Origin of the sequence: Methanobacterium petrolearium, from assembly GCF_017873625.1 — an archaeon.
GTDB classification, from domain to species: Archaea; Methanobacteriota; Methanobacteria; order Methanobacteriales; family Methanobacteriaceae; genus Methanobacterium; species Methanobacterium petrolearium.
In genome coordinates this window covers 100788-119852 of sequence record NZ_JAGGKL010000002.1, presented here as the reverse complement: position 1 = coordinate 119852, position 19065 = coordinate 100788, and the positions used below count along the sequence as shown (strand labels likewise).

General features: G+C 39.9%; 20 protein-coding genes. 7 read left to right on the top strand and 13 right to left on the bottom strand.

Features of this window, described 5'->3' with window-relative positions; genetic code table 11:
• Nucleotides 1–73: 73 nt before the first annotated feature.
• A complete protein-coding gene (locus tag J2743_RS02630; protein ID WP_209625006.1) occupies nt 74–604 on the bottom strand; it encodes a PsbP-related protein in 531 nt (176 codons plus the stop codon).
• A 154-nt stretch (nt 605–758) separates the two neighbouring features.
• Between J2743_RS02630 and J2743_RS02625 the strand changes: the two genes are divergently transcribed.
• The gene (locus J2743_RS02625) at nt 759–1706 is read left to right on the top strand and encodes a ribonuclease H-like domain-containing protein (RefSeq protein WP_209625005.1); all 948 of its coding nucleotides are present in this window, start codon (nt 759–761) and stop codon (nt 1704–1706) included.
• Between the two features lie 12 nt (nt 1707–1718).
• On the opposite strand, the gene polX is transcribed toward J2743_RS02625, so the two are convergent.
• On the bottom strand, nt 1719–3419 hold the full coding sequence (gene polX, locus J2743_RS02620) for a DNA polymerase/3'-5' exonuclease PolX (protein WP_209625004.1): 1701 nt from the start codon (nt 3417–3419) through the stop codon (nt 1719–1721).
• Between the two features lie 147 nt (nt 3420–3566).
• Nucleotides 3567–4931: an MFS transporter gene (locus J2743_RS02615; protein WP_209625003.1), complete on the bottom strand. Its 1365-nt coding sequence runs from the start codon at nt 4929–4931 to the stop codon at nt 3567–3569.
• 157 nt (nt 4932–5088) lie between these two features.
• Between J2743_RS02615 and msrA the strand changes: the two genes are divergently transcribed.
• Nucleotides 5089–5574 (top strand): peptide-methionine (S)-S-oxide reductase MsrA, encoded by a 486-nt coding sequence (gene msrA, locus J2743_RS02610; protein WP_209625002.1) that lies wholly within the window; start codon nt 5089–5091, stop codon nt 5572–5574.
• Between the two features lie 136 nt (nt 5575–5710).
• Here msrA and J2743_RS02605 read toward each other — a convergent pair whose 3' ends face one another.
• On the bottom strand, nt 5711–6421 hold the full coding sequence (locus J2743_RS02605) for an Nmad3 family putative nucleotide modification protein (RefSeq protein ID WP_209625001.1): 711 nt from the start codon (nt 6419–6421) through the stop codon (nt 5711–5713).
• A gap of 255 nt (nt 6422–6676) precedes the next feature.
• Between J2743_RS02605 and J2743_RS02600 the strand changes: the two genes are divergently transcribed.
• From J2743_RS02600 to J2743_RS02590, 3 genes are all read left to right on the top strand, one after another.
• Nucleotides 6677–7090 carry a PaaI family thioesterase gene (locus J2743_RS02600; RefSeq protein WP_209625000.1) on the top strand — a complete coding sequence of 138 codons (414 nt, stop codon included), beginning with the start codon at nt 6677–6679 and terminating at the stop codon, nt 7088–7090.
• Nucleotides 7091–7135: 45 nt separating this feature from the next.
• Nucleotides 7136–7543 carry a ferritin-like domain-containing protein gene (locus tag J2743_RS02595; protein WP_209624999.1) on the top strand — a complete coding sequence of 136 codons (408 nt, stop codon included), beginning with the start codon at nt 7136–7138 and terminating at the stop codon, nt 7541–7543.
• A 92-nt stretch (nt 7544–7635) separates the two neighbouring features.
• A complete protein-coding gene (locus J2743_RS02590; protein WP_209624998.1) occupies nt 7636–7998 on the top strand; it encodes a hypothetical protein in 363 nt (120 codons plus the stop codon).
• Nucleotides 7999–8002: 4 nt separating this feature from the next.
• On the opposite strand, the gene J2743_RS02585 is transcribed toward J2743_RS02590, so the two are convergent.
• On the bottom strand, nt 8003–8629 hold the full coding sequence (locus J2743_RS02585; protein WP_209624997.1) for a 5-formyltetrahydrofolate cyclo-ligase: 627 nt from the start codon (nt 8627–8629) through the stop codon (nt 8003–8005).
• Nucleotides 8630–8909: 280 nt separating this feature from the next.
• Between J2743_RS02585 and J2743_RS02580 the strand changes: the two genes are divergently transcribed.
• On the top strand, nt 8910–9959 hold the full coding sequence (locus tag J2743_RS02580; protein ID WP_209624996.1) for a hydroxymethylglutaryl-CoA synthase: 1050 nt from the start codon (nt 8910–8912) through the stop codon (nt 9957–9959).
• 51 nt (nt 9960–10010) lie between these two features.
• Entirely contained in the window at nt 10011–11162 is a 1152-nt protein-coding gene (locus J2743_RS02575) for an acetyl-CoA acetyltransferase (RefSeq protein WP_209624995.1), read from the top strand.
• 215 nt (nt 11163–11377) lie between these two features.
• Here the strand turns inward: J2743_RS02575 and J2743_RS02570 are convergent, their stop codons facing one another.
• The 8 genes from J2743_RS02570 to J2743_RS02535 all read right to left on the bottom strand — a co-directional run bounded on the left by J2743_RS02570 (nt 11378) and on the right by J2743_RS02535 (nt 19059).
• Nucleotides 11378–11731, bottom strand: coding sequence for a rhodanese-like domain-containing protein (locus J2743_RS02570; protein ID WP_209624994.1), 354 nt, complete (start codon nt 11729–11731; stop codon nt 11378–11380).
• 302 nt (nt 11732–12033) lie between these two features.
• Entirely contained in the window at nt 12034–13671 is a 1638-nt protein-coding gene (gene thsA / locus J2743_RS02565) for a thermosome subunit alpha (protein ID WP_209624993.1), read from the bottom strand.
• 176 nt (nt 13672–13847) lie between these two features.
• Nucleotides 13848–14357, bottom strand: a complete 510-nt coding sequence (locus J2743_RS02560; protein ID WP_209624992.1) for a hypothetical protein — start codon at nt 14355–14357, stop codon at nt 13848–13850.
• A 266-nt stretch (nt 14358–14623) separates the two neighbouring features.
• Nucleotides 14624–15670 (bottom strand): aspartate-semialdehyde dehydrogenase, encoded by a 1047-nt coding sequence (asd, locus tag J2743_RS02555; protein ID WP_209624991.1) that lies wholly within the window; start codon nt 15668–15670, stop codon nt 14624–14626.
• A gap of 100 nt (nt 15671–15770) precedes the next feature.
• Nucleotides 15771–16589 carry a 4-hydroxy-tetrahydrodipicolinate reductase gene (gene dapB, locus J2743_RS02550; protein ID WP_209624990.1) on the bottom strand — a complete coding sequence of 273 codons (819 nt, stop codon included), beginning with the start codon at nt 16587–16589 and terminating at the stop codon, nt 15771–15773.
• A gap of 159 nt (nt 16590–16748) precedes the next feature.
• Entirely contained in the window at nt 16749–17639 is an 891-nt protein-coding gene (dapA, locus tag J2743_RS02545) for a 4-hydroxy-tetrahydrodipicolinate synthase (protein WP_209624989.1), read from the bottom strand.
• On the bottom strand, nt 17636–18856 hold the full coding sequence (locus J2743_RS02540) for an aspartate kinase (RefSeq protein ID WP_209624988.1): 1221 nt from the start codon (nt 18854–18856) through the stop codon (nt 17636–17638). The genes dapA and J2743_RS02540 overlap by 4 nt, the downstream gene beginning before the upstream one ends.
• Before the next feature lie 11 nt (nt 18857–18867).
• On the bottom strand, nt 18868–19059 hold the full coding sequence (locus tag J2743_RS02535) for a 30S ribosomal protein S17e (protein WP_209624987.1): 192 nt from the start codon (nt 19057–19059) through the stop codon (nt 18868–18870).
• Nucleotides 19060–19065 lie beyond the last annotated feature (6 nt).

Sequence of the window (19065 nt, the reverse complement as noted above, 5' to 3'; positions counted from 1 at the left end):
TACGCCCTATAATTACACTACTAACACGGGTTTACCCTAAAAAAAATAAAAAGGGGATGTGTTATCCCTTCTTCTACTGTACTTTGAAGCTTTTGACAATGACATCAAAGTATGGTTTAACCGTCTCTATATCTACACCACCACCAGTGGCAAACATGAGCAAGTATAGGGTGTTGTTCTTTTCGAAATCCACCAGTCTTGCATAGGCAGTGTTTCCCTGAGTATCATTCCCAACGTAACTTATGTCACTGGCACTAATTCCAGCTATGTTAACGGTGGCATTGGTGTAGTTTTGACCTGATTGTTGGGCTTGGGTTGCAAACTCCTGTCTGGTTTCTGACATGTTACTGGCGCTTGCATTAGTAATTTTGAGGATTAACACCACACTACCCTCAGTACCATTGGATGATATAAAGTCCGGGCTGGCCACTATTATCTGTGTAGCATTTTCATTTGTCTGGGTGGTGGCATTCCATGTATCTGGATACTGGAAGGACATTCCACCTGCAGAGAAATTTTTGGTGGTGATATTCTGATTTGATGTGCAACCAGAAGCCATAACCACCAATGAGAGGACAACTAATACAAATAGATATTTTTTCAAGTTTTCATACCTCCGTTTACTCCCATGTTAAACAAATTATTGTATTACAGCTATATATTACCCTAAAACCATAAATAATCATTGATTTAATGTTAGTATTTTAAAGTGAACCTTTTTTATGGAGATGTTATGATAACAAATTTGGAGATCCTTTATGAGCAATGATATGGAAAACACAAAAACCCTTAAAGAAAAACTTATGGAAACCTATCAGGATAGATCACTGGAAGACTTGAAAAATGGGGAAGAAATAGAAACTACTTATGGGTTGTGTTACCGTTTCACCACCCAAGAAAAGTTAAAACTAAAAACTTTGACAAAAACTAATGTTAAACAATGTTTAGTAGATGATTTAAAATTATTAAAAGGAATCGGAGAGTGCAAGGAAAGAAAACTCAAAAGTGAGGGATATCAATCCTTAGATGATCTAAAAAAACACCCTGTTTATTCTAAAAGTGCCTGCCAATTCCTGGAAAATGTTGAAACCGAAGATGTTCCTAGTTTATCAGAATGGATATCTTCCAGGTATTCATCATCCCATAGGCTTAACCTGGTCTTATCTTCCATGGCTGGAACAGAAAATATGCTTTTTATGGACATTGAAACCCTCGGCCTTAAAGAGGTCCCTTTGATATTAATTGGTGTTGCAGAAGCGTCTAAAAATGGTTTAATTATTAATCAATATTTGTTAAGGGATTTAAAAGAGGAAAAAGCAGTATTGGAAAGTTTTTTATCTCATAAGAGTGAAGATACGGTGTACGTTTCCTTTAATGGACGTAGCTTTGATGTGCCATTCATCAAAAGCAGGATGCGCTACTTTGGTATGAAAAATAATATTAGCTGTCTTCACCTAGATCTTCTACATTTTTCCAGGCGCCAGTGGAAAGATCAACTCCCTAATTGCAAATTACAGACACTGGAAAAACATCTTTTTGGTTTGGAACGTTGCGATGATGTTCCCAGCAGCCAAGTACCTGAATTTTACCTCACCTACCATAAAACTGGTAATATCGGCCCATTAATACCCATAATCCAACACAACCGGGAAGATGTGGTTACCTTAGCAAAAATATTATCTTTACTCCATCAAACCAGAGATTAATGGCTAAATTTCTTAATTTAAGAGTTTTAACAGTTTTTTTAGTGGAAGGGTATTGATGATGTCCTTTTTCTCAGCCCAACCACGGCGGGCAGTGGCCACACCCAGCTGGATGTTTTTAAGATCATGGACATGATGGGCATCGGTGTTCACCACCAGCTGACAACCGTGTTCTACTGCCATTTTAACATGTATATCCTTCAAATCCAGTCTTTTAGGTGATGAATTCACTTCCAGGATGGTTCCGGTTTCTGTGGCTTTCTGGAACAATTGTTCAAGGTCTAATTCATATGCCTGTCTTTCTTTAAGCTTGCGTCCAGTTGGATGGGCTAATATGTCCACATATTCATTTTCAAAGGCATTTAAAATTCTTTTATTCATTTTTCCTGGTTCTTGACGAAAATCATAGTGTACTGCAGCTATAACCATGTCTAATTCTTCTAAAACATCTTTTGATATATCCAGATTACCCTGGGGATCTAGGTTAACCTCAACACCCTTTAATATAGCTATATTATCCATTTGACTGTTGATCTTGTCAATTTCAACTATCTGTTTTTTTAATCGTTTATCATCCATTCCTCTGGCCACAGGTAAGCTGGTGTGATCGGTTATGGCCAGATATTCATAACCCCGATCTATGGCTTCATTGGCCATTTGGTTAATACTACTTTTTCCATCAGACCAGTTGGTGTGCAGATGAAGATCACCCTTAATATCATCATAACCAACCAGTTTAGGGAGTTTTCCCTCCTGGGCAGCTTCTATTTCCCCGGTGTTTTCCCGGAGTTCGGGTGGAATGTAATCCAGTCCCAAAACCTTGAAAACATCCTTTTCTGTCCTGCTGGCTAACCGTTCATCACCCTGGAAAACTCCGTATTCATTGAGCTTCATTTTATTGGATATGGCAATTTTACGCAGTTGGATGTTAAGTTCACGGGAACCAGTAAAATATAACAGTGCAGAACCGAAATCTTCCTCTTTGAAAACCCTTATATCTGCATCCATCCCATTATACAATCTCACCGTTGACTTGGAATGTCCCTTGACTATTACCTCATCAACCAGATCCATGTGGGCGAAAAAATCCATGACTTCATCCGGATGGTCAGTTACCGTGAGTATGTCAATATCTCCTACTGTTTCTTTTCTGCGTCGGATGGAACCGGCAATTTCCACTTGCCGGATTCCTTCCAGGGCACTGATTCTTCCTGCAATTTCCTGGGCCAATGGCAACACTTCTCCCAGTAACTGCCTTCCTGTACTTTTACGGGCAAATTCCAGGTTTTGTAAAATTTTGGCCTCAGTTTTCGCCCCCATACCCTTCAATCTACGAATATGATGGCGTTTAGCCTCTTTTTCCAGGTCATCAAGGGTCATGATCCCCAATTCATGGAAAAGGAGTTGTATTTTCTTGGGACCCAATCCCTCCACTGACATCAAGGCATTCAGATCAAGGGGATATTCATCTTCAAGGTCTTCCAGGTACTGTAGTTTTCCGGTGTCCAGTATCTCCTTGATCTTAACAGCTATGTGTTTACCTATTCCTGGAAGTTCTTCTAACTTCCCATCTCTAGATATGTCTGTGATGTCCACGCTCAGGGTTTCTATGGTGTGGGCTGCCCTTCGGTAGGCTTTGGTGCGGAAGTCAACCCCATCCATCTCCAGATAATCAGCCACACGACTGAGGATGGAGGCAACTTTTTTATTCTGCATAGTATCTTTTTATGTCAATGGTGGCTAAAATTTTTATTTATATGGCCTGGTCAAGGGGGGGTTAATGTGACGGGAAAAAATAAGTTTCCTGCCAAATTTATGTCAACCCAAATTTATGTCAACAATTTATACCAGGATAACATCTTATTATTTACCTTTTTTCCTACCTGCTAGAGCAGCTAATGCCCCAATAAAGCTTAAAATTGAAAATATGGTAAAAGATATGCTGACACTGTTTATGAAATCAGAGTAATCCACTGGATTTATGGTGGAACTTCCCATTACCAGAACCAAAACCAGTAACACCAGTCCCATGCCTGACATCTGGCCCAGAACGCGCATGGTAGTCACGGTGGTGGATGCCACTCCATAGAGACGGGATTCCACACTGCTCATTATGGCATTGGTGTTTGGTGAAGAAAAAAGAGCAAATCCTAAACCAAGAAGGCCCAAACCAAGCACAATAGTAATGGTACTTGTATTTTCTCCCAGAAATGCAAATAATGCACACCCTATGGTGTTAAATACCATTCCTAAGGCAGCTACCTTTCTGGGTTCAATGATATCTGATAATTTTCCGGCCAGCGGTGAGAATATAGTCATCATAACTGGTTGTACAGAGAGTACTATGCCGGCCCACTGGGGATCCAGTCCTTTAACATATTGCAGATACAGGCTGAGAAGGAATATTATGGGTGCAGCAGAGCAGTAACTAATAAAGGCTGCTATGTTGTAAAGGGTGAAACTCCAGTTATTAAAAACCTTCACATCCAGAACCGGGCTTTTGATACGGTTTTCCACAAAATAAAACAAAATTAGTCCAGTTAATCCCATGAAAATAAAATAAAACCCCCATGTATTGGGTAGAATTGATATTCCATACATTAAAGTTATCAGAGATCCTCCTAAAAGAACTGTTCCTGGAATATCAAATTTTTGTCCGCTAGCTTCCATCCATTCACCTTCAAGCCGGGTCACTGCAACGCTGGCCAGAATTCCCAGGGGTACGTTAAAAAGAAATATACTTCTCCAACCAAAATAACCTGTTAAAAAACCCCCCAATACTGGGCCCAGGAACAGACCCAGGAATGCTCCGGTGATTGTTATTCCCAGAGCTTTACCCCGTTCACCAGAAGGAAAAATAGATGCAATGATGGCAAACAGATTTCCAAATATCATGGCACTGCTTGCACCCTGCAAAACCCGAAATACAATGAGCATTTCCACTGAAGAGGACAAAGTAGCCAGAAATGATGCTATGGTGAACATGATTATTCCATAGGTGAAAATCCTTTTTCTCCCATAAATATCTGCTATTCTACCGAATGGTACCAGGCAAACCGCCAGTGCCAGGAGATATGCAGTTGGCACCCATCCTAAAAGTATGGCTGTAGATGTAAATTCAGTTCCAATTGAAGGCAGGGCTATGTTGATGGATGAAGCCACAAATGGAGTTAAAAATGAGGTTAAAATTGCCACAATTAAGGCATATCTTTTGGGGGAAATAAACATGAATAACTACCAAAAAGTTATTTCTTCACTTAAACATAATTATTTAAAGTATTTGTCTTCATTGAGTGATAAAATATATAGAAATTAGATTAAATTATAGAAACCAGATTATGGAAAAAGTAGGATGAATACATGATTTTAAAAAGAGGTGGGGTTCATGGATAATGAAAAGGTGGAGAAAGCCACATTTGGGGCGGGTTGTTTCTGGGGAGTTGAAGATGCATTCAGAAAACTGGATGGAGTGGTTGAAACTGCGGTGGGTTATGCTGGGGGAAATTTTGAGCAACCTTCATATCAAGATGTCTGTACTGGGGTTACAGGCCATGCTGAAGTAGTTGAAGTGACTTATAATCCTACTATCATTTCTTACTCTGATTTACTGGATTTTTTCTGGAATATTCATGATCCCACCACCCGAAACCGGCAAGGTCCGGATGTAGGTGCACAATATCGGTCGGTTATATTTTATCATACTCCTGAGCAGGGGAAATTGGCCCATGAAAGTAAAAAGAACCTGGATTCGTCTGGACGTTACCCTGGGAAGATTGTAACAGAAATTCTGCCAGCACCCCACTTTTGGAAGGCAGAAGAGTACCATCAACAGTACATGGAAAAAACCGGTCAGAAAAGTTGTCGTTTTTAACTTATTGGATCTGATTATTTAAAATCTAGAAATTTAATACTTGGCTAATTCCCTAATCATATGGCTAATTCCTTAATCCTGCAGTTAATTCCCTAATCATATGGTTAATTCCTTAATCCTGCAGTTAATTCCCTAATCATACGGTTAATCCCAATAATTTCTTAAGGTTTCCAATATTATGCTCTTCCTCTATAAAGCGAGGTGGTATACTCCGCTGTATGGAACCTTTTATTCCCAGCAATTCTTCCATTTGAGGCGAAACTGCATGATATCTTCTACCAATTTTATTTATTTTCTTTTGACTGATTAAAATGCCTTTTTCAAGTAATTTACTTTTTCCAGGGTCTCCTACAACCAGTACCATGTCCCTGATATCAACTCGTTTAGGATGGGAGTTGTTGGGGTATTTTTTACGTATGATTCTAACAGAACCAGTTCCCCTCGGTTCATCGATCTTAGCCCAAATCTTCTTGACTGTGAAGTAACCCATAATATAAAGTGCTTCAGGATATCCTGCATCTTTATAAGGTGTTAAACCAGCATAGAACACTAACAAATCTCCCTGGTTAAGTTTACTTAGGTAATTGGCTTTCCTACCTGTATCTCCATAAGTGAAGGTGGTAAACTCTGGATCAAGGTGTACTTTACGATTAGCTAATTTAGTTGGAAGGTAGGTGGAGAGTGGTTTTCCTTTGTGACCAAGTAGGTCATGGTAGGTTCTTATTTCGTTTGAACCATCATCTTTTTCTGATAGAGGGATGTATTCAAAGGTTCCATCTGGGAAGATAGGGGACAGGATTCCGTCACTGGATTTATCAATTCCAACACGAAGTAACATGGCTTTCATAGTTTTGCTCCTTTTTATGAACCATCAGCTGGGATTCTTGATTTGATATTTTATTAGGTTGGCATACTATCCCTTACATGGGAATATTTTGACTCTTGATATCCTTTTTGTGTTTAATTATTCAAGGTACTTTCTCAATGCACACCTTAAAATCATAAAATGTTATAATTAGAACATGTAAATAGTAGATTCAAAGGTTTTTAAAGGTCAGTAATATCCCATTAATATATTATAAACAGAAGGTTAGGTTTTATAATGGAAAAAATCCTTGAATTCTTTGAAAATGACCGTTTCGCTGCTCACAACAACATTGAAGTTGTGGATATCGCCCCGGGAAAAGCCACCACCAGAATGGAAGTCAACGATATTCATCTTAATGGCGTGGGTACTGTGCATGGGGGAGCTCTGTTTACCATGGCTGATTTCACCTTTGCATTGGCTGCCAATTCCCATGGAACAGTTACTGTGGCCATAAATGCCAACATATCTTATCTGAAAGCGGTTAAAAATGGGGTTTTAACTGCAGAAGCCCGCGAACTATCCAGCGGCGGTAGAATAGCTAGTTATACTGTGGACATCTATGATGAATCCCGTGATCTGGTGGCTGTCTTTCAGGGTATGGCTTATCGTAAACGGGAGAATATCAGTGATTTGATGAATGATTTATAATAGTATTTTCATTAAAGATGGTTTGCACTATCCGGAGGTATCAAATTGGATAAACAAGACATAATTGCCATGTTAAATGAGGACTTTGTTGCTGAACTGGAAACCACCATGACCTATGTGTTTAATTCATTTGTGATGGAAGAATGTGACCCTAGCCGGGTTACTGAAGCTATATCTGTGGATGAAATGAGGCACATGTGGTGGTTGGCAGATCTTATAACTAAAAGAGGTGGAAAACCAATCATGGAACATAAAGAACTTAATTTTGGAGGGGAAAGTCTGGAAAAAATGCTCCAAAGGCAGATAGATATGGAATCTGAAGGTATAGATAAATATACCTATCAGATTGGGGTTATTGATGATGAAGAGGTGGTAGGAGTCCTTAAACATATTAGGGATGAGGAAAGACGCCATCGTAAGGAATTCCGTGAACGTCTGGAGAACATTAAATAGATGATTAAAAAAGACTCTTTGAATTATTGACTTGACTGCAAAAATATCATTAAATCCTTTCTTTAATCAAATTGAGGATGCCGGTGAAAATAGTGGATTTAACAAAAAAGGAAATCGAAGAACTTCAGGAAAAACTGATAATTGTCTATCGGTTCGTTTCCCAGCAAAAAAAGCTTAAAAAATTCTTTTATGATGGAATCGAAGTTGAGTATAATTTACTTGATGATAAAGGTTTTTTAAACAAACTCATAGAATTGGATGACTCTGAGGAGCTTTTGAAAAGTTGTATAATTGAATTAGAGGATATGAAGGGTGTTGGAAAATCCTTAAACAACCGAGAATTTCAGGAATTTATGATGAAACAGGATTGGAACAGCCTATATGAAAAGTACAATATGAAAACCATGGATGATGTGAATAAGTTGGACCTTAAAATGTTGATGGAAATATTATAGATGCTTAGATCTCTGTAATTGAATCCGTCCTTACCACCATTTCCGGGGTGACAATCATACTGATCTTTTCATCATGACTTTCAACAGGAACCTGATCAACTATCTGTAACTGATGTACAGGAGTGCAGATTGGTATATCTTCATCAATAGCTTTCTTACTGTATAGGTGTGATATTTCCTGGTCTGCAAATCCTTTTCCTTTACCAAGGCGATTTCCTTTAAGATCAACTGCAAGAGACCCCTCAACTACCAGGTCAATTTGAGGAAAATTCTTGATTTTTTCACCCATCTTCAAAGCACCATTAATGGTTGAAGCAATTTTTTCGCGCCCTGAAACTTTTTTAGGATTTATCAAAATATATCCATTCATGATTTTGGGAGTTGCCATTATGAGTATCTTTTTATCTTCAAGAGCGTGTTCACGCACCTCTCTCAATGCTGAATCTGGACTGGAGAAGATTGTCTGTGAATTTTCCCATTCAAACGTGTTTTTCAATATGAATGCTGCCAGGGAAGCTCCTTTAAAATTTGGAATTCTCCCATAGCATGATTCAGAAGTCCTTATAAGTTCATTCCTTTCTAAAACTCCCCATATTTTCTTCCTAAGTTTTTGCTTATCCCTGTATGTCATTGAATTTAATTTATTGTTTTATATCTTATAAATAATAAAGACATAATGAATAACTGTAAAATACTGATATCTCCAGCCACAACATACATAAGTATATTAACTGGTTTTTGTCTATATTTTATCAAATATTCTTTTTAATATACAGAAGGATAACTAAGAGATATTAGAATATAAACTGATTAACTACAATAGAAAAATCTATATAAAAGCCTATAAATAATTTTGACATGAAATTATAAAAAAAGAATCAAATGTATTAACTAAACGGTTGTGATTTAAAATGGCAGGAATTGTAGGATATGGAGTTTACATACCTTCTTACCGGATAAAAGTTGAAGAGATTGCAAAAGTATGGGGAGACAATGCCCAGGCAGTTTCCCGAGGACTGGTGGTTAATGAAAAATCAGTACCAGCCCCAGATGAAGACACCGCCACTATTTCAGTGGAAGCAGCGCGTAATGCGATGAAAAGGGCAAAAATTGACCCTAAAAAGATTGGTGCTGTATATGTTGGCTCAGAATCACATCCCTATGCAGTGAAACCAACTGCAACCATAGTTGCTGAAGCTGTGGAGGCCAGTCCTGACCTCACCGCAGCAGACCTAGAATTCGCATGTAAAGCTGGAACCGCAGGCATGCAGATATGTATGGGTCTGGTTGACTCTGGCAGTGTGGAGTATGGGCTAGCTATCGGGGCAGATACTGCTCAAGGAGCTCCCAGTGACGCACTGGAATATACTGCATCTGCAGGGGGAGCTGCATATATAATTGGTTCTGAAAACACAGTAGCAGATTTTGAAGATACTTACAGTTTCACTACTGATACTCCGGATTTCTACCGTAGGGAGGGCAAACCATATCCCCGCCATGGAGGGCGTTTTACTGGCGAACCTGCCTATTTCAAACATGTTTTATCAGCTGCTAAGGGAATGTTCGATAAAATGGGTAGTGAGGCTTCAGATTATGATCATGCAGTGTTTCACCAGCCCAATGGTAAATTTTACATAAGGGCTGCCCGAAAACTTGGATTTAATGAAGAACAGTATAAAACTGGACTTTTAACCCCTAATATTGGTAACACCTACTCCGGAGCAACACCTCTAGGTTTAGCAGCCATACTGGACATTGCCCAACCTGGTGAACGTATTTTCGCAGCATCATATGGTTCAGGAGCAGGTAGTGACGCATTCAGTATCGAAGTTACCGATGAAATAGACGAAAAACGTGAACTGGCCCCTAATGTTCAGGACATGATCCAGAACAAAACGTACGTAGATTACGCTATATACACTAAATTTAAAGGAAAATTAAGGATGGCTGGTTTAAGTTAAAGTTAATCAAGAAAACTAATCTATATCACAGGATGAATGGAGGAATATAAATTGAGAGATGTTGCAATTATTGGAGTTTCACAAACTAAATTTGGTGAACTGTGGGATATATCTTTTCGAGATCTGGTTACTGAAGCTGGGCTAAAGGCTGTTGCTGATGCAGATATTGAAGGGGCAGAAATAGAAGCCATGTTCGTTGGAAACATGACTGCCGGATTATTTGTACAGCAGGAGCATATCGCTTCACTCATAGCAGACCATTCAGGGTTAACACCCATGCCCTGCACCAGGGTGGAAGCAGCCTGTGCATCTGGTGGTTTAGCCCTTAGAAGCGGAATAATGGCTGTTGCCTCAGGTTACCATGACGTTGTGATTTCTGCTGGTGTGGAAAAGATGACTGACGTGGTAGATCCTACTCCTGCCATTGCCACAGCTTCTGACCAGGAATGGGAGGCCCAACAAGGAGTTACGTTCCCCTCACTTTATGCAATGATCGCCAAAAGACACATGTACCAATATGGAACCACCAGAGAACAGTTAGCCATGTTCAGTGTGGTTAACCATAAAAATGGAGCTTTAAATCCATTAGCCCAATTCCCAATGGAAATCACTGTGGATCAAGTCTTAAATTCCAGTATGGTAGCTGATCCTTTAAGGCTTCTGGATTGTTCTCCAGTAACTGATGGTGCTGCCGCAGTGATACTTTGCCCTGCAGAAGATGCACGCAAATACACCGACACTCCTATATATGTAAAGGCTTCTGCCCAGGCTTCAGGTACCATTGCACTTCATGACCGCAGGGACATAACCACCATTGATTCTTCTGTACACGCCGCCCGAAGTGCCTATGATATGGCAGGTTTACAACCCAAGGATATTCAGGCAGTGGAAGTACATGACTGTTTCAGTATTAATGGTCTCCTTGCCATTGAAGACCTTGGATTTGTAGAAAAAGGACAAGCTGGACCAGCAGTAGAAGATGGTTTAACTCAGCGGGATGGTAAAATCCCTGTAAATCCTTCTGGCGGACTTAAAGCCCGTGGACATCCATTAGGAGCTACTGGTATTGCCCAGGCTGCCGAAATGGTATGGCAACTCCGTGGAGACGCTGGTAAAAGACAGATCGACGGTATTGAAGTTGGTATGACCCATAACATTGGTGGTACTGGTGGTACTGCTGCAGTACATATCTTCGGTCGTTAGATAAAATAAATAGGTTCAAATAAAAATCAAAGGAAAGTGTCAAAAGGAATCAATTAATGGTTCCAACTTCCTTTTTTTATTAGTTATTTAACATAACTGTATTGTTTTTAACTGTATTGTTACTATAACTTTTTTATAACTGATTTAAATAATTTAAAACTAATTTTGATCATTAAGAATATTCAAATGAAATTTAAATAGTGGGTTGATTTTATTTATTTTACTGGCAGTCCACGGTTTTCCCATCCCATTATTCCGCCAACAATATTATATACATTGATAAAACCTATTTTCATCATTATATCAACACTGGCAGCACTCCTCATTCCAGAGCGGCAGTAAACCAGATAGGTTTTATTTTTATCCAGTTCCTGGACTTTATCACTGAAATCTGGTGATTGGTAGTTAACTAGAATGGATCCTTCAATATGGGATTCATCATACTCTGCAGGAGTTCTAACATCCAGCAGAATGAAGTTAGGATTGTCTTTATTTTTCTGGATCATTTCAAAGGCGGTGCTTGGGTCTAAATCTATTTCAGATTGGAGGGATGATTTTTGTCCTAACATTTTTAAAACCTCTTTAAAAAACCTTTTCAGGATGTTTAATAACTTATCTTTAGATCTTAAAAAATATTTTTATAATCTTCAAATTGAATCAAATTACAAATCGAATTGCTGTAAAATTAAGCAATTAAAGTTCAAAATTCAACTTTTTTTTGGGGTTAATTAACTTTCCCGTTGATAAAAATTCCAATTTAAATGAATTTTTACTTAAAAAAAGACAGGACCCCGATGAAATTAGTGATTTTACTAAAACAGAATCAATTTATTCTAAAAAAAATAGGAAAAAGTGTAAAGTCACTGGGACTTTACATCATTGGTGGCATTCCACCAGGCATTCCGCCCATTCCTTCCATACCACCCATGTCAGGTTCTTTACCTGTACCGGTGGATGCAATGACGTCGTCGATCCTTAGGATCATTTCGGCGGCTTCTGCTGCGGATTGGATTGCTTGTTTTTTAACTCTGTGAGGTTCAATAACTCCGGCACGGTACATGTCGGTTACTTCACCTTTGAATACGTCCAGTCCCATGTATAATGATTTTTCGTGGGCTGCTCGTAGATCTACCAGGGCGTCAATGCTGTCCAGTCCTGCGTTTTCTGCCAGGGTTTTTGGTACAACTTCCAGTGCTTCTGCAAATGCAGAGACTGCTAGCTGTTCACGGCCACTGATACTGTCAGCGTATTCTTTTAATCCTTTGGCTATGGATATTTCAGCTGCTCCTCCACCAGCGACTACTTTACCATCTTCTACTGTAGCAGATACTACGCCGATGGCATCTTCAACTGCTCTTTCGATTTCGTCTACCACGTGTTCGGTGGAGCCTCTGATTAGGAGTGTGACTGATTTTGGGTCTTTGCATTCTTCAACGAAGATCATTTCTTCGCCGGAGATTTTTTTACCAGCTACAGATCCTGCTAATCCCAGATCATCAGGAGTTAAATCTTCGATGTTGGTAACCACAGTGGCACCGGTTGCTCGGGCTAATTTTTCCATGTCTGATTTTTTGATTCTGCGCACTGCCATGATTCCTGCTTTTGCCAGGTAGTGCTGAGCTAGGTCATCGATTCCTTTCTGACAGAATAGTACATTAGCTCCGACATCGTCGATTTTTTCCACCATGTCCTTGATCATCTGTTCTTCCTGTTCAATGAAGGCCTGCATCTGGGCAGGGTCAGTGATACGGATTTCAGCATCTACTTCGGTTTCTTTAACTTCTATAGCGCTGTTTAAAAGAGCTATTTTTGCATCTTCTATTTTTTTGGGCATTCCAGGGTGTACTGGTTCTTTGTCAATGATGACTCCGTTTACGAGTTGGGATGCGTCGATAGTTGCTCCATCTTTCTTCTCAATCTTGATGTGGTCTTTATCGATTTCCCCTTCATCTTCTACCTGTTTGACTGCGCCGACCACCAGTTCTGCCAGTGGTTCTCGTGCTTTTTCAGTTCCCTTACCAGTCATGGCTGTCATTGCCACTTTCATAAGGGTGTCCCTGTCTTCTGCATCTATGGCTATGACGCTTAAGATTTCCTGAGCTTTTTCAGCTGCTTGTCTGTATCCCATAGCCACGATGGTTGGGTGGATGTCCTGGTCCAGCAGGTTTTCTGCTTTTTTGAGGAGTTCACCTGCAATTATAACTGCAGTGGTGGTTCCGTCTCCCACTTCATCTTCCTGGGTTTTGGCTACTTCCACTAGCATTTTAGCTGCAGGGTGTTCGATGTCCATTTCTTTGAGGATGGTTACTCCGTCGTTGGTTACAACTATGTCTCCTAAACCGTCCACGAGCATTTTGTCCATTCCTTTAGGACCTAAAGTGGTCCTTACTGTTTCTGCCAGAACTTTTCCTGCTAAAATGTTCATTCTTTGAGCGTCTCGTCCTAAAAATCTGTTAGTACCTTCCGGTAAAATTAAAACTTGTTGGCCTTGTCCGCCTAATTGTGCCACATTATCACCTCAATTTGTTTATGTAAATGATCAGTGGGTTAGAGGTTATATAAATAGTTTGTGATATGATGGGTCAGATTTAAGAGAAAAATTAATCAATAGCACAGTTAACATTTTAAAGGTATTGAAAACCATGCAATGACTTACCATATAAAAATAATGTAGATGAGTGAATTTCAATCCTTCACTACCTTTTTCCACAAAACAGTACCATTATTGTTCCTTGAACGGAAGTATCCTTTCCTTTCCAGGTTCCGAAGGGCGTGTTCAAAGTTCTGATGTGTCAGTTCATTAAAACCAAGATCAATGATAGAATCAAATAAGTTTTCCAGGTTATCCTCTTTTTCTGGAAGAAGCAGATAAATGTTAGACTGAAAGGATGTTAAATCTTTTTTAGGCTTCTGGGTTAAAAGTTTGAACCTTTCCTTAACTTTCTGGAGGTCTTCTACTTGTTGATCCCTTTCTTCTAATAGTTTGGCCAGGTTCCGGATTTCATCATCCCTTTTTTGAAGTTTTTTCTCCTGGACCACATTCATCTCTTGAAGTTTAACATGTTCGGCAATCATGATTTTAGATGATTCTTTCTGGCATTTTTTAAGTTCAATCTTCAACTTGCTAATTTCCAGGAGACAAGCCTTTACCAGTTGCCTCAACTGTTCCCTCTCTGTATCCTTCAGAATGGCCATGTTATCACTATAAGGTTTACCATAATCTTAAACTAATCCTTAGTTTTAATTGTACTCCCATCCCTTTTAAAAGTTAGGATATAATCCCTATTAAAACATTAATTCCCTAAAAAGAATTTCAAACATTAAAAAATCTTATAATGACTTAAAAAACCATATTTAAATAATAATTACACAAAAATATGAAAATGCTTACACCAAAATATGAAGATCAGTTTTAATTTTAAAAAAAGAAATTGAAAAAATAGAGATAATTAAAAAGGAATCTACATTATCTCCGCAATAAGTTCTGCATTCAATATAGATGCGCCTGCAGCTCCCCTAATAGTGTTATGACCTAAAAGTACATATTTAAGGCTTCTAGGGAAACTTTGATCCTGGCGTAATCTACCCACAGTAACTGCCATTCCTTTTCCTCTCATACGGTCCATGCGGGGTTGGGGTCTGTTATCCTCTTCCCGGACTATGATGGGATTTTTTGGTGCTGAGAAGAGATCTAATTTCTGAGGAATTGCCTGGAATTCCTGCAGAGATTTCTTGATACTATCTAATTCAAAGTCTTCATCCATCTCCATGAAAACCGCTTCTGTATGTCCATCCACCACAGGTACTCGATGGCAGGAAGTGCTGATTCCAAATGAAGCAGGTTCCACAGTTTCACCATCAAAATCACCCAGGAGATAAAGAGTTTCTTCCTCCATTTTCTCTTCCTCTTCTCCTATAAATGGTACCAAGTTATCCAACATGGCCATGGATGGTACTCCGTTGTAGCCTGCTCCGGAAACAGCTTGCATGGTGGATACGTACAAACGATTAATGTCATACTGGTCGTATATGGGTTTCAGGGAGAGTACTAATGCTATGGTGGAACAGTTAGGGTTGGTGACAATGAATCCATCCCATCCTCTCCTTTTTTGCTGGATTTCAATGAGATCCAGGTGTTCTGGGTTCACCTCTGGAATTACCAGGGGAACATCAGGTTCCATACGCATGGCACTGGCATTGGAAGCAACTTTCATGCCTGCTTCAGCAAATTTAGGCTCGACTATAGCCGCATTACTTGCAGGTAGGGCGGAAAAAACGATTTCCACATCTTTAACCTGGCTGGGATCAGTATCCACTACCACAGTGTCCTCAACTGCCTCAGGGATGGGAGTATCCATGTGCCAGGTCACTGCATCCTGATATTTTTTCCCTGCTGAACGCTGGGAAGCTGTGAGGGCTGTGATCTCGAATTTAGGATGATTTTCGAGAAGTTGTATGAACCGTTGTCCTACCATTCCTGTTGCTCCTAAAATACCTACATTTACCATATAATCACCTTCCATATTCCCTTAAACAATACTATTCCATTTCCAATAATCCCTCTTCAATAATTAATCAATCGTGCCATTTTTTTAAAATATTCAAAGATTATATTCCTAAGACATCATCCATGCCACTTATTTTACCCTTATCAGCATTTACCACGTAACGAATGGCTTTAATCACTCCATTGACAAAGGCCTGTCTACTGTTTGCACGGTGGATGATTTCAAGTCGTTCACCATCTCCTGCAAATAGCACAGTATGGTCTCCTACGATGTCTCCTCCACGAACAGCATGGACTCCTATTTCTTCAGCTGTACGTTCACCTACCATTCCATGTCTTCCATAAACTCCAACTTCATCCATTTTACGGTTTAAAGCTTCTGCTATGAGTTCGGCTGCTTTTACAGCGGTGCCAGAAGGTGCGTCTTTTTTGTGTTTGTGATGGGCTTCTATAATTTCCACATCATAATCTGTTAAAATACTTGCCAGTTCCTCTACCACCTTGAAAAAGACATTAACTCCCACTGCCATGTTAGGGGAAATCACTGCCCCCACCTGATTTGCCTCCACAGATTTCTGGTTTTCTGCCATCTGTTCATCAGAAAAACCAGTGGTTCCCACCACCAGGTTGACACCAGACTCTGCTGTTGTTTTAATAGTACCGACTGCTGCGTTTGCAATGGTGAAATCGACCAGAACGTCAGGTTTTTTAGTTTCTAAAACCTGAGAAAGTCTTTCTGCCCCGACTATAGGCACGTTTATGGGTCCGATTCCCATGACTTCACCCACATCTTTTCCTTCCAGGGGAGTGTTGGGGGCTTCTATGGCTGCTACAATTTGCATGTCATCCTGTTGGAGGATGGTGTTGATGATCATGGACCCCATTCTTCCACCAGCCCCGGTTACTGCCACATCTATCATAATTATCATCTCCTGAACTTTAGGTTAACCTGTTAAGTTTGGTTTAATCCTTAAAAAATAAATAAAAAGAAATAGATTAGTTAAAATCCATTAGCTCTGAACAATAGCTGATTATTTAGAAAAATCCACTTAAAAAAAGCGTTTTAGCTTGATTAAGTTCTAAATCAGCTGTAAGTCCAGGAGTACCTTCTTGAGTTTTTCCTGGTTTTCAGTTTTAAGAGGAGCCAGTGGCATCCTAACATGCCCTGATGGTCTGCCCATCATGTTTAGTGCAGTTTTAGCTGGAACGGGATTGGACTCAACAAAAAGGACCTTCATTAAATCATATAACTCATAATGAAGATCTTTTGCTCCTTTGAAGTCTCCTTCCAGGGCTTTTTTCACCATTTCACTCATGCGTGTTGGGTCAACATTACCTACCACACTGATAACTCCTTTACATCCCTGGGATATCATGGGTAGTGTCAGGTTGTCGTTACCAGATAGAACCAGGAAATCGTCCACACCTAACTGGTCAAGTTTGTGAATGATTTGGGATACTTTGTCCATATCTGGATTTGCTTCTTTAAGGGCCACTATGTTATCCAGTTGAGCCACTTTACCAATGGTTTCCACATCTATATCAGTCCCTGTTCTGGATGGGACATTATAAACTATGATAGGAATCTCAGTGGATTCAGTTAACATTTTATAGTGTTCATAAAGCCCATGTGGTTGAGGTTTGTTATAGTAAGGGGTTATTACCAAAGCGTAGTCTGCACCAGCATTTTCAGCATATTTAACCAGGTCTAATGCTTCACTGGAAGAGTTGCTACCTGCTCCGGCCACACAAGCTACCTTTCCCTTCATCTCATCAACCAGGATATCTATCATTTTCTTCTGTTCCTGGTGGGTTATTGTGGCAGACTCGCCGGTTGTTCCGGCGGCCAGTAGGCCATTTACACCGCGTTCTAGGAGATAATTCATGTTCTCCCGCATCCCCTCTTCATCCACGGTGTCTTCGCGGGTGAATGGGGTTACCATAGCAACTGTGGTACCTTCCAATTTCATTCCAAGACTCTCCTTACCAGTTCATAAGCTCTTTTACCATCATTCCAGTCCACAAATATGACAACTGAAGTTTGACTTGATGAGATTTCCACTATGTTAATTTTATTTTTATGCAATGGTTCGGTGATTTTGGTGATTATTCCAGGGGTGTCTATGAAGTCCTGGCTGTTCACACTGATCATTGCAATCTCCCGGCCCAGTGAAAGGGAACTCATTTCCGGATTTTTAACCACTACTTCATGGAGTATTTCATGGGCTTTGTCAGCCATTGCTTTATCAATGAAGAGGGTTATTGAGTTTTGACCAGTAGATATACCATATATATTGACATTATTATTCTTTAGAGTTTGGGTGAGTTCAGCAAGAATTCCCACTTTGGTCAGGAGTTCTTCACCAACCACTGCAAGTACAGAGATGGGTTCGTTACTGAGTGTAGTTGAACGTAACATTTTATCCTTGGATGGTCCCATAATCTCTGTTCCTGGTGCAGATAGATCACCATGTTCGAATCCAATTATTTTGGCGTTAATTTTAGGATCTTTATAACGCAGTGCATGAGGATGCAATACCTGGGCTCCATGGGTTGCCAGATCACGCATTTCCTCCACACTGATCTTTTCCAGTTTCCTGGCAGACTCTAACTTGTTGGGATCAGTGGACATCACTCCCCCAACATCAGTGACAATAATAACCTCTTCTGCATGGAGACAGTGCCCCATCAGAAATGCGGTGATGTCACTGCCACCCCTTCCCAGAGTGGTGATGTTACCTTCAAGGTCCTTTCCCAGGAAACCGCAGAGGACCGGGATCACACCTTGATCCAGGATTTTTAAGATCTCTCTGGATCTGATTTCAGTCTCTGCAAAGTCAATTTTAGCATTTAAATAGTTGCTGTCGGTTATAACTGGCCAAATATCCATATGAGGATCTATATACTCTGATTTGACACCCAAGGATTCTATGGCAGATGAAAAAACTCTTACGCTGGTGATTTCGCCCATGGAGACTATGTCAGCCATTTGTTTCTCAGTTATGGCATCTCCAATAGATTTATTCACAATTTCCAGGATGTTATCGGTGGTCTTGTTGATGGCTGATACTACCACCACCACCTTCTTACCCTGCATGTATTCTTTAACTACTGCACGGGCTGCTTTTTTGATCCTTTTCCCATCTCCGATGGATGTTCCTCCAAACTTGGCCACTATAATCCCCATAGCAACCAACCTTAGAAGTAATTGTTTTTAACCAATCGAGTGACATATCCTGCGATTTTGTTTCGCAAGTGTTTGGTACTTACTGTGGAGAATTCTTGCACTAATTTCTTGTTTTCCTCGAAATCTGTGGTGAATTTACCCGGATAAGTTTCAATCAGCTCTTTGGCTGTTCTTTTAACGAATGATGTTCTAATATTACCCATGCTTAT

What these genes read in the sequence shown, in the direction of transcription:
- polX (WP_209625004.1), bottom strand. Translation starts at nt 3,419, where the DNA reads ATGCAGAATAAAAAAGTTGCCTCCATCCTCAGTCGTGTGGCTGATTAT.
- J2743_RS02585 (WP_209624997.1), bottom strand. Translation starts at nt 8,629, where the DNA reads ATGACATACAGGGATAAGCAAAAACTTAGGAAGAAAATATGGGGAGTT.
- dapA (WP_209624989.1), bottom strand. Translation starts at nt 17,639, where the DNA reads ATGAAATTGGAAGGTACCACAGTTGCTATGGTAACCCCATTCACCCGC.
- J2743_RS02625 (WP_209625005.1), top strand. Translation starts at nt 759, where the DNA reads ATGAGCAATGATATGGAAAACACAAAAACCCTTAAAGAAAAACTTATG.
- J2743_RS02535 (WP_209624987.1), bottom strand. Translation starts at nt 19,059, where the DNA reads ATGGGTAATATTAGAACATCATTCGTTAAAAGAACAGCCAAAGAGCTG.
- dapB (WP_209624990.1), bottom strand. Translation starts at nt 16,589, where the DNA reads ATGATAGATGTGGCAGTAACCGGGGCTGGTGGAAGAATGGGGTCCATG.
- asd (WP_209624991.1), bottom strand. Translation starts at nt 15,670, where the DNA reads ATGGTAAATGTAGGTATTTTAGGAGCAACAGGAATGGTAGGACAACGG.
- J2743_RS02560 (WP_209624992.1), bottom strand. Translation starts at nt 14,357, where the DNA reads ATGGCCATTCTGAAGGATACAGAGAGGGAACAGTTGAGGCAACTGGTA.
- J2743_RS02580 (WP_209624996.1), top strand. Translation starts at nt 8,910, where the DNA reads ATGGCAGGAATTGTAGGATATGGAGTTTACATACCTTCTTACCGGATA.
- msrA (WP_209625002.1), top strand. Translation starts at nt 5,089, where the DNA reads ATGGATAATGAAAAGGTGGAGAAAGCCACATTTGGGGCGGGTTGTTTC.
- J2743_RS02570 (WP_209624994.1), bottom strand. Translation starts at nt 11,731, where the DNA reads ATGTTAGGACAAAAATCATCCCTCCAATCTGAAATAGATTTAGACCCA.
- J2743_RS02540 (WP_209624988.1), bottom strand. Translation starts at nt 18,856, where the DNA reads ATGGGGATTATAGTGGCCAAGTTTGGAGGAACATCCATCGGAGATGGG.
- J2743_RS02615 (WP_209625003.1), bottom strand. Translation starts at nt 4,931, where the DNA reads ATGTTTATTTCCCCCAAAAGATATGCCTTAATTGTGGCAATTTTAACC.
- J2743_RS02600 (WP_209625000.1), top strand. Translation starts at nt 6,677, where the DNA reads ATGGAAAAAATCCTTGAATTCTTTGAAAATGACCGTTTCGCTGCTCAC.
- J2743_RS02605 (WP_209625001.1), bottom strand. Translation starts at nt 6,421, where the DNA reads ATGAAAGCCATGTTACTTCGTGTTGGAATTGATAAATCCAGTGACGGA.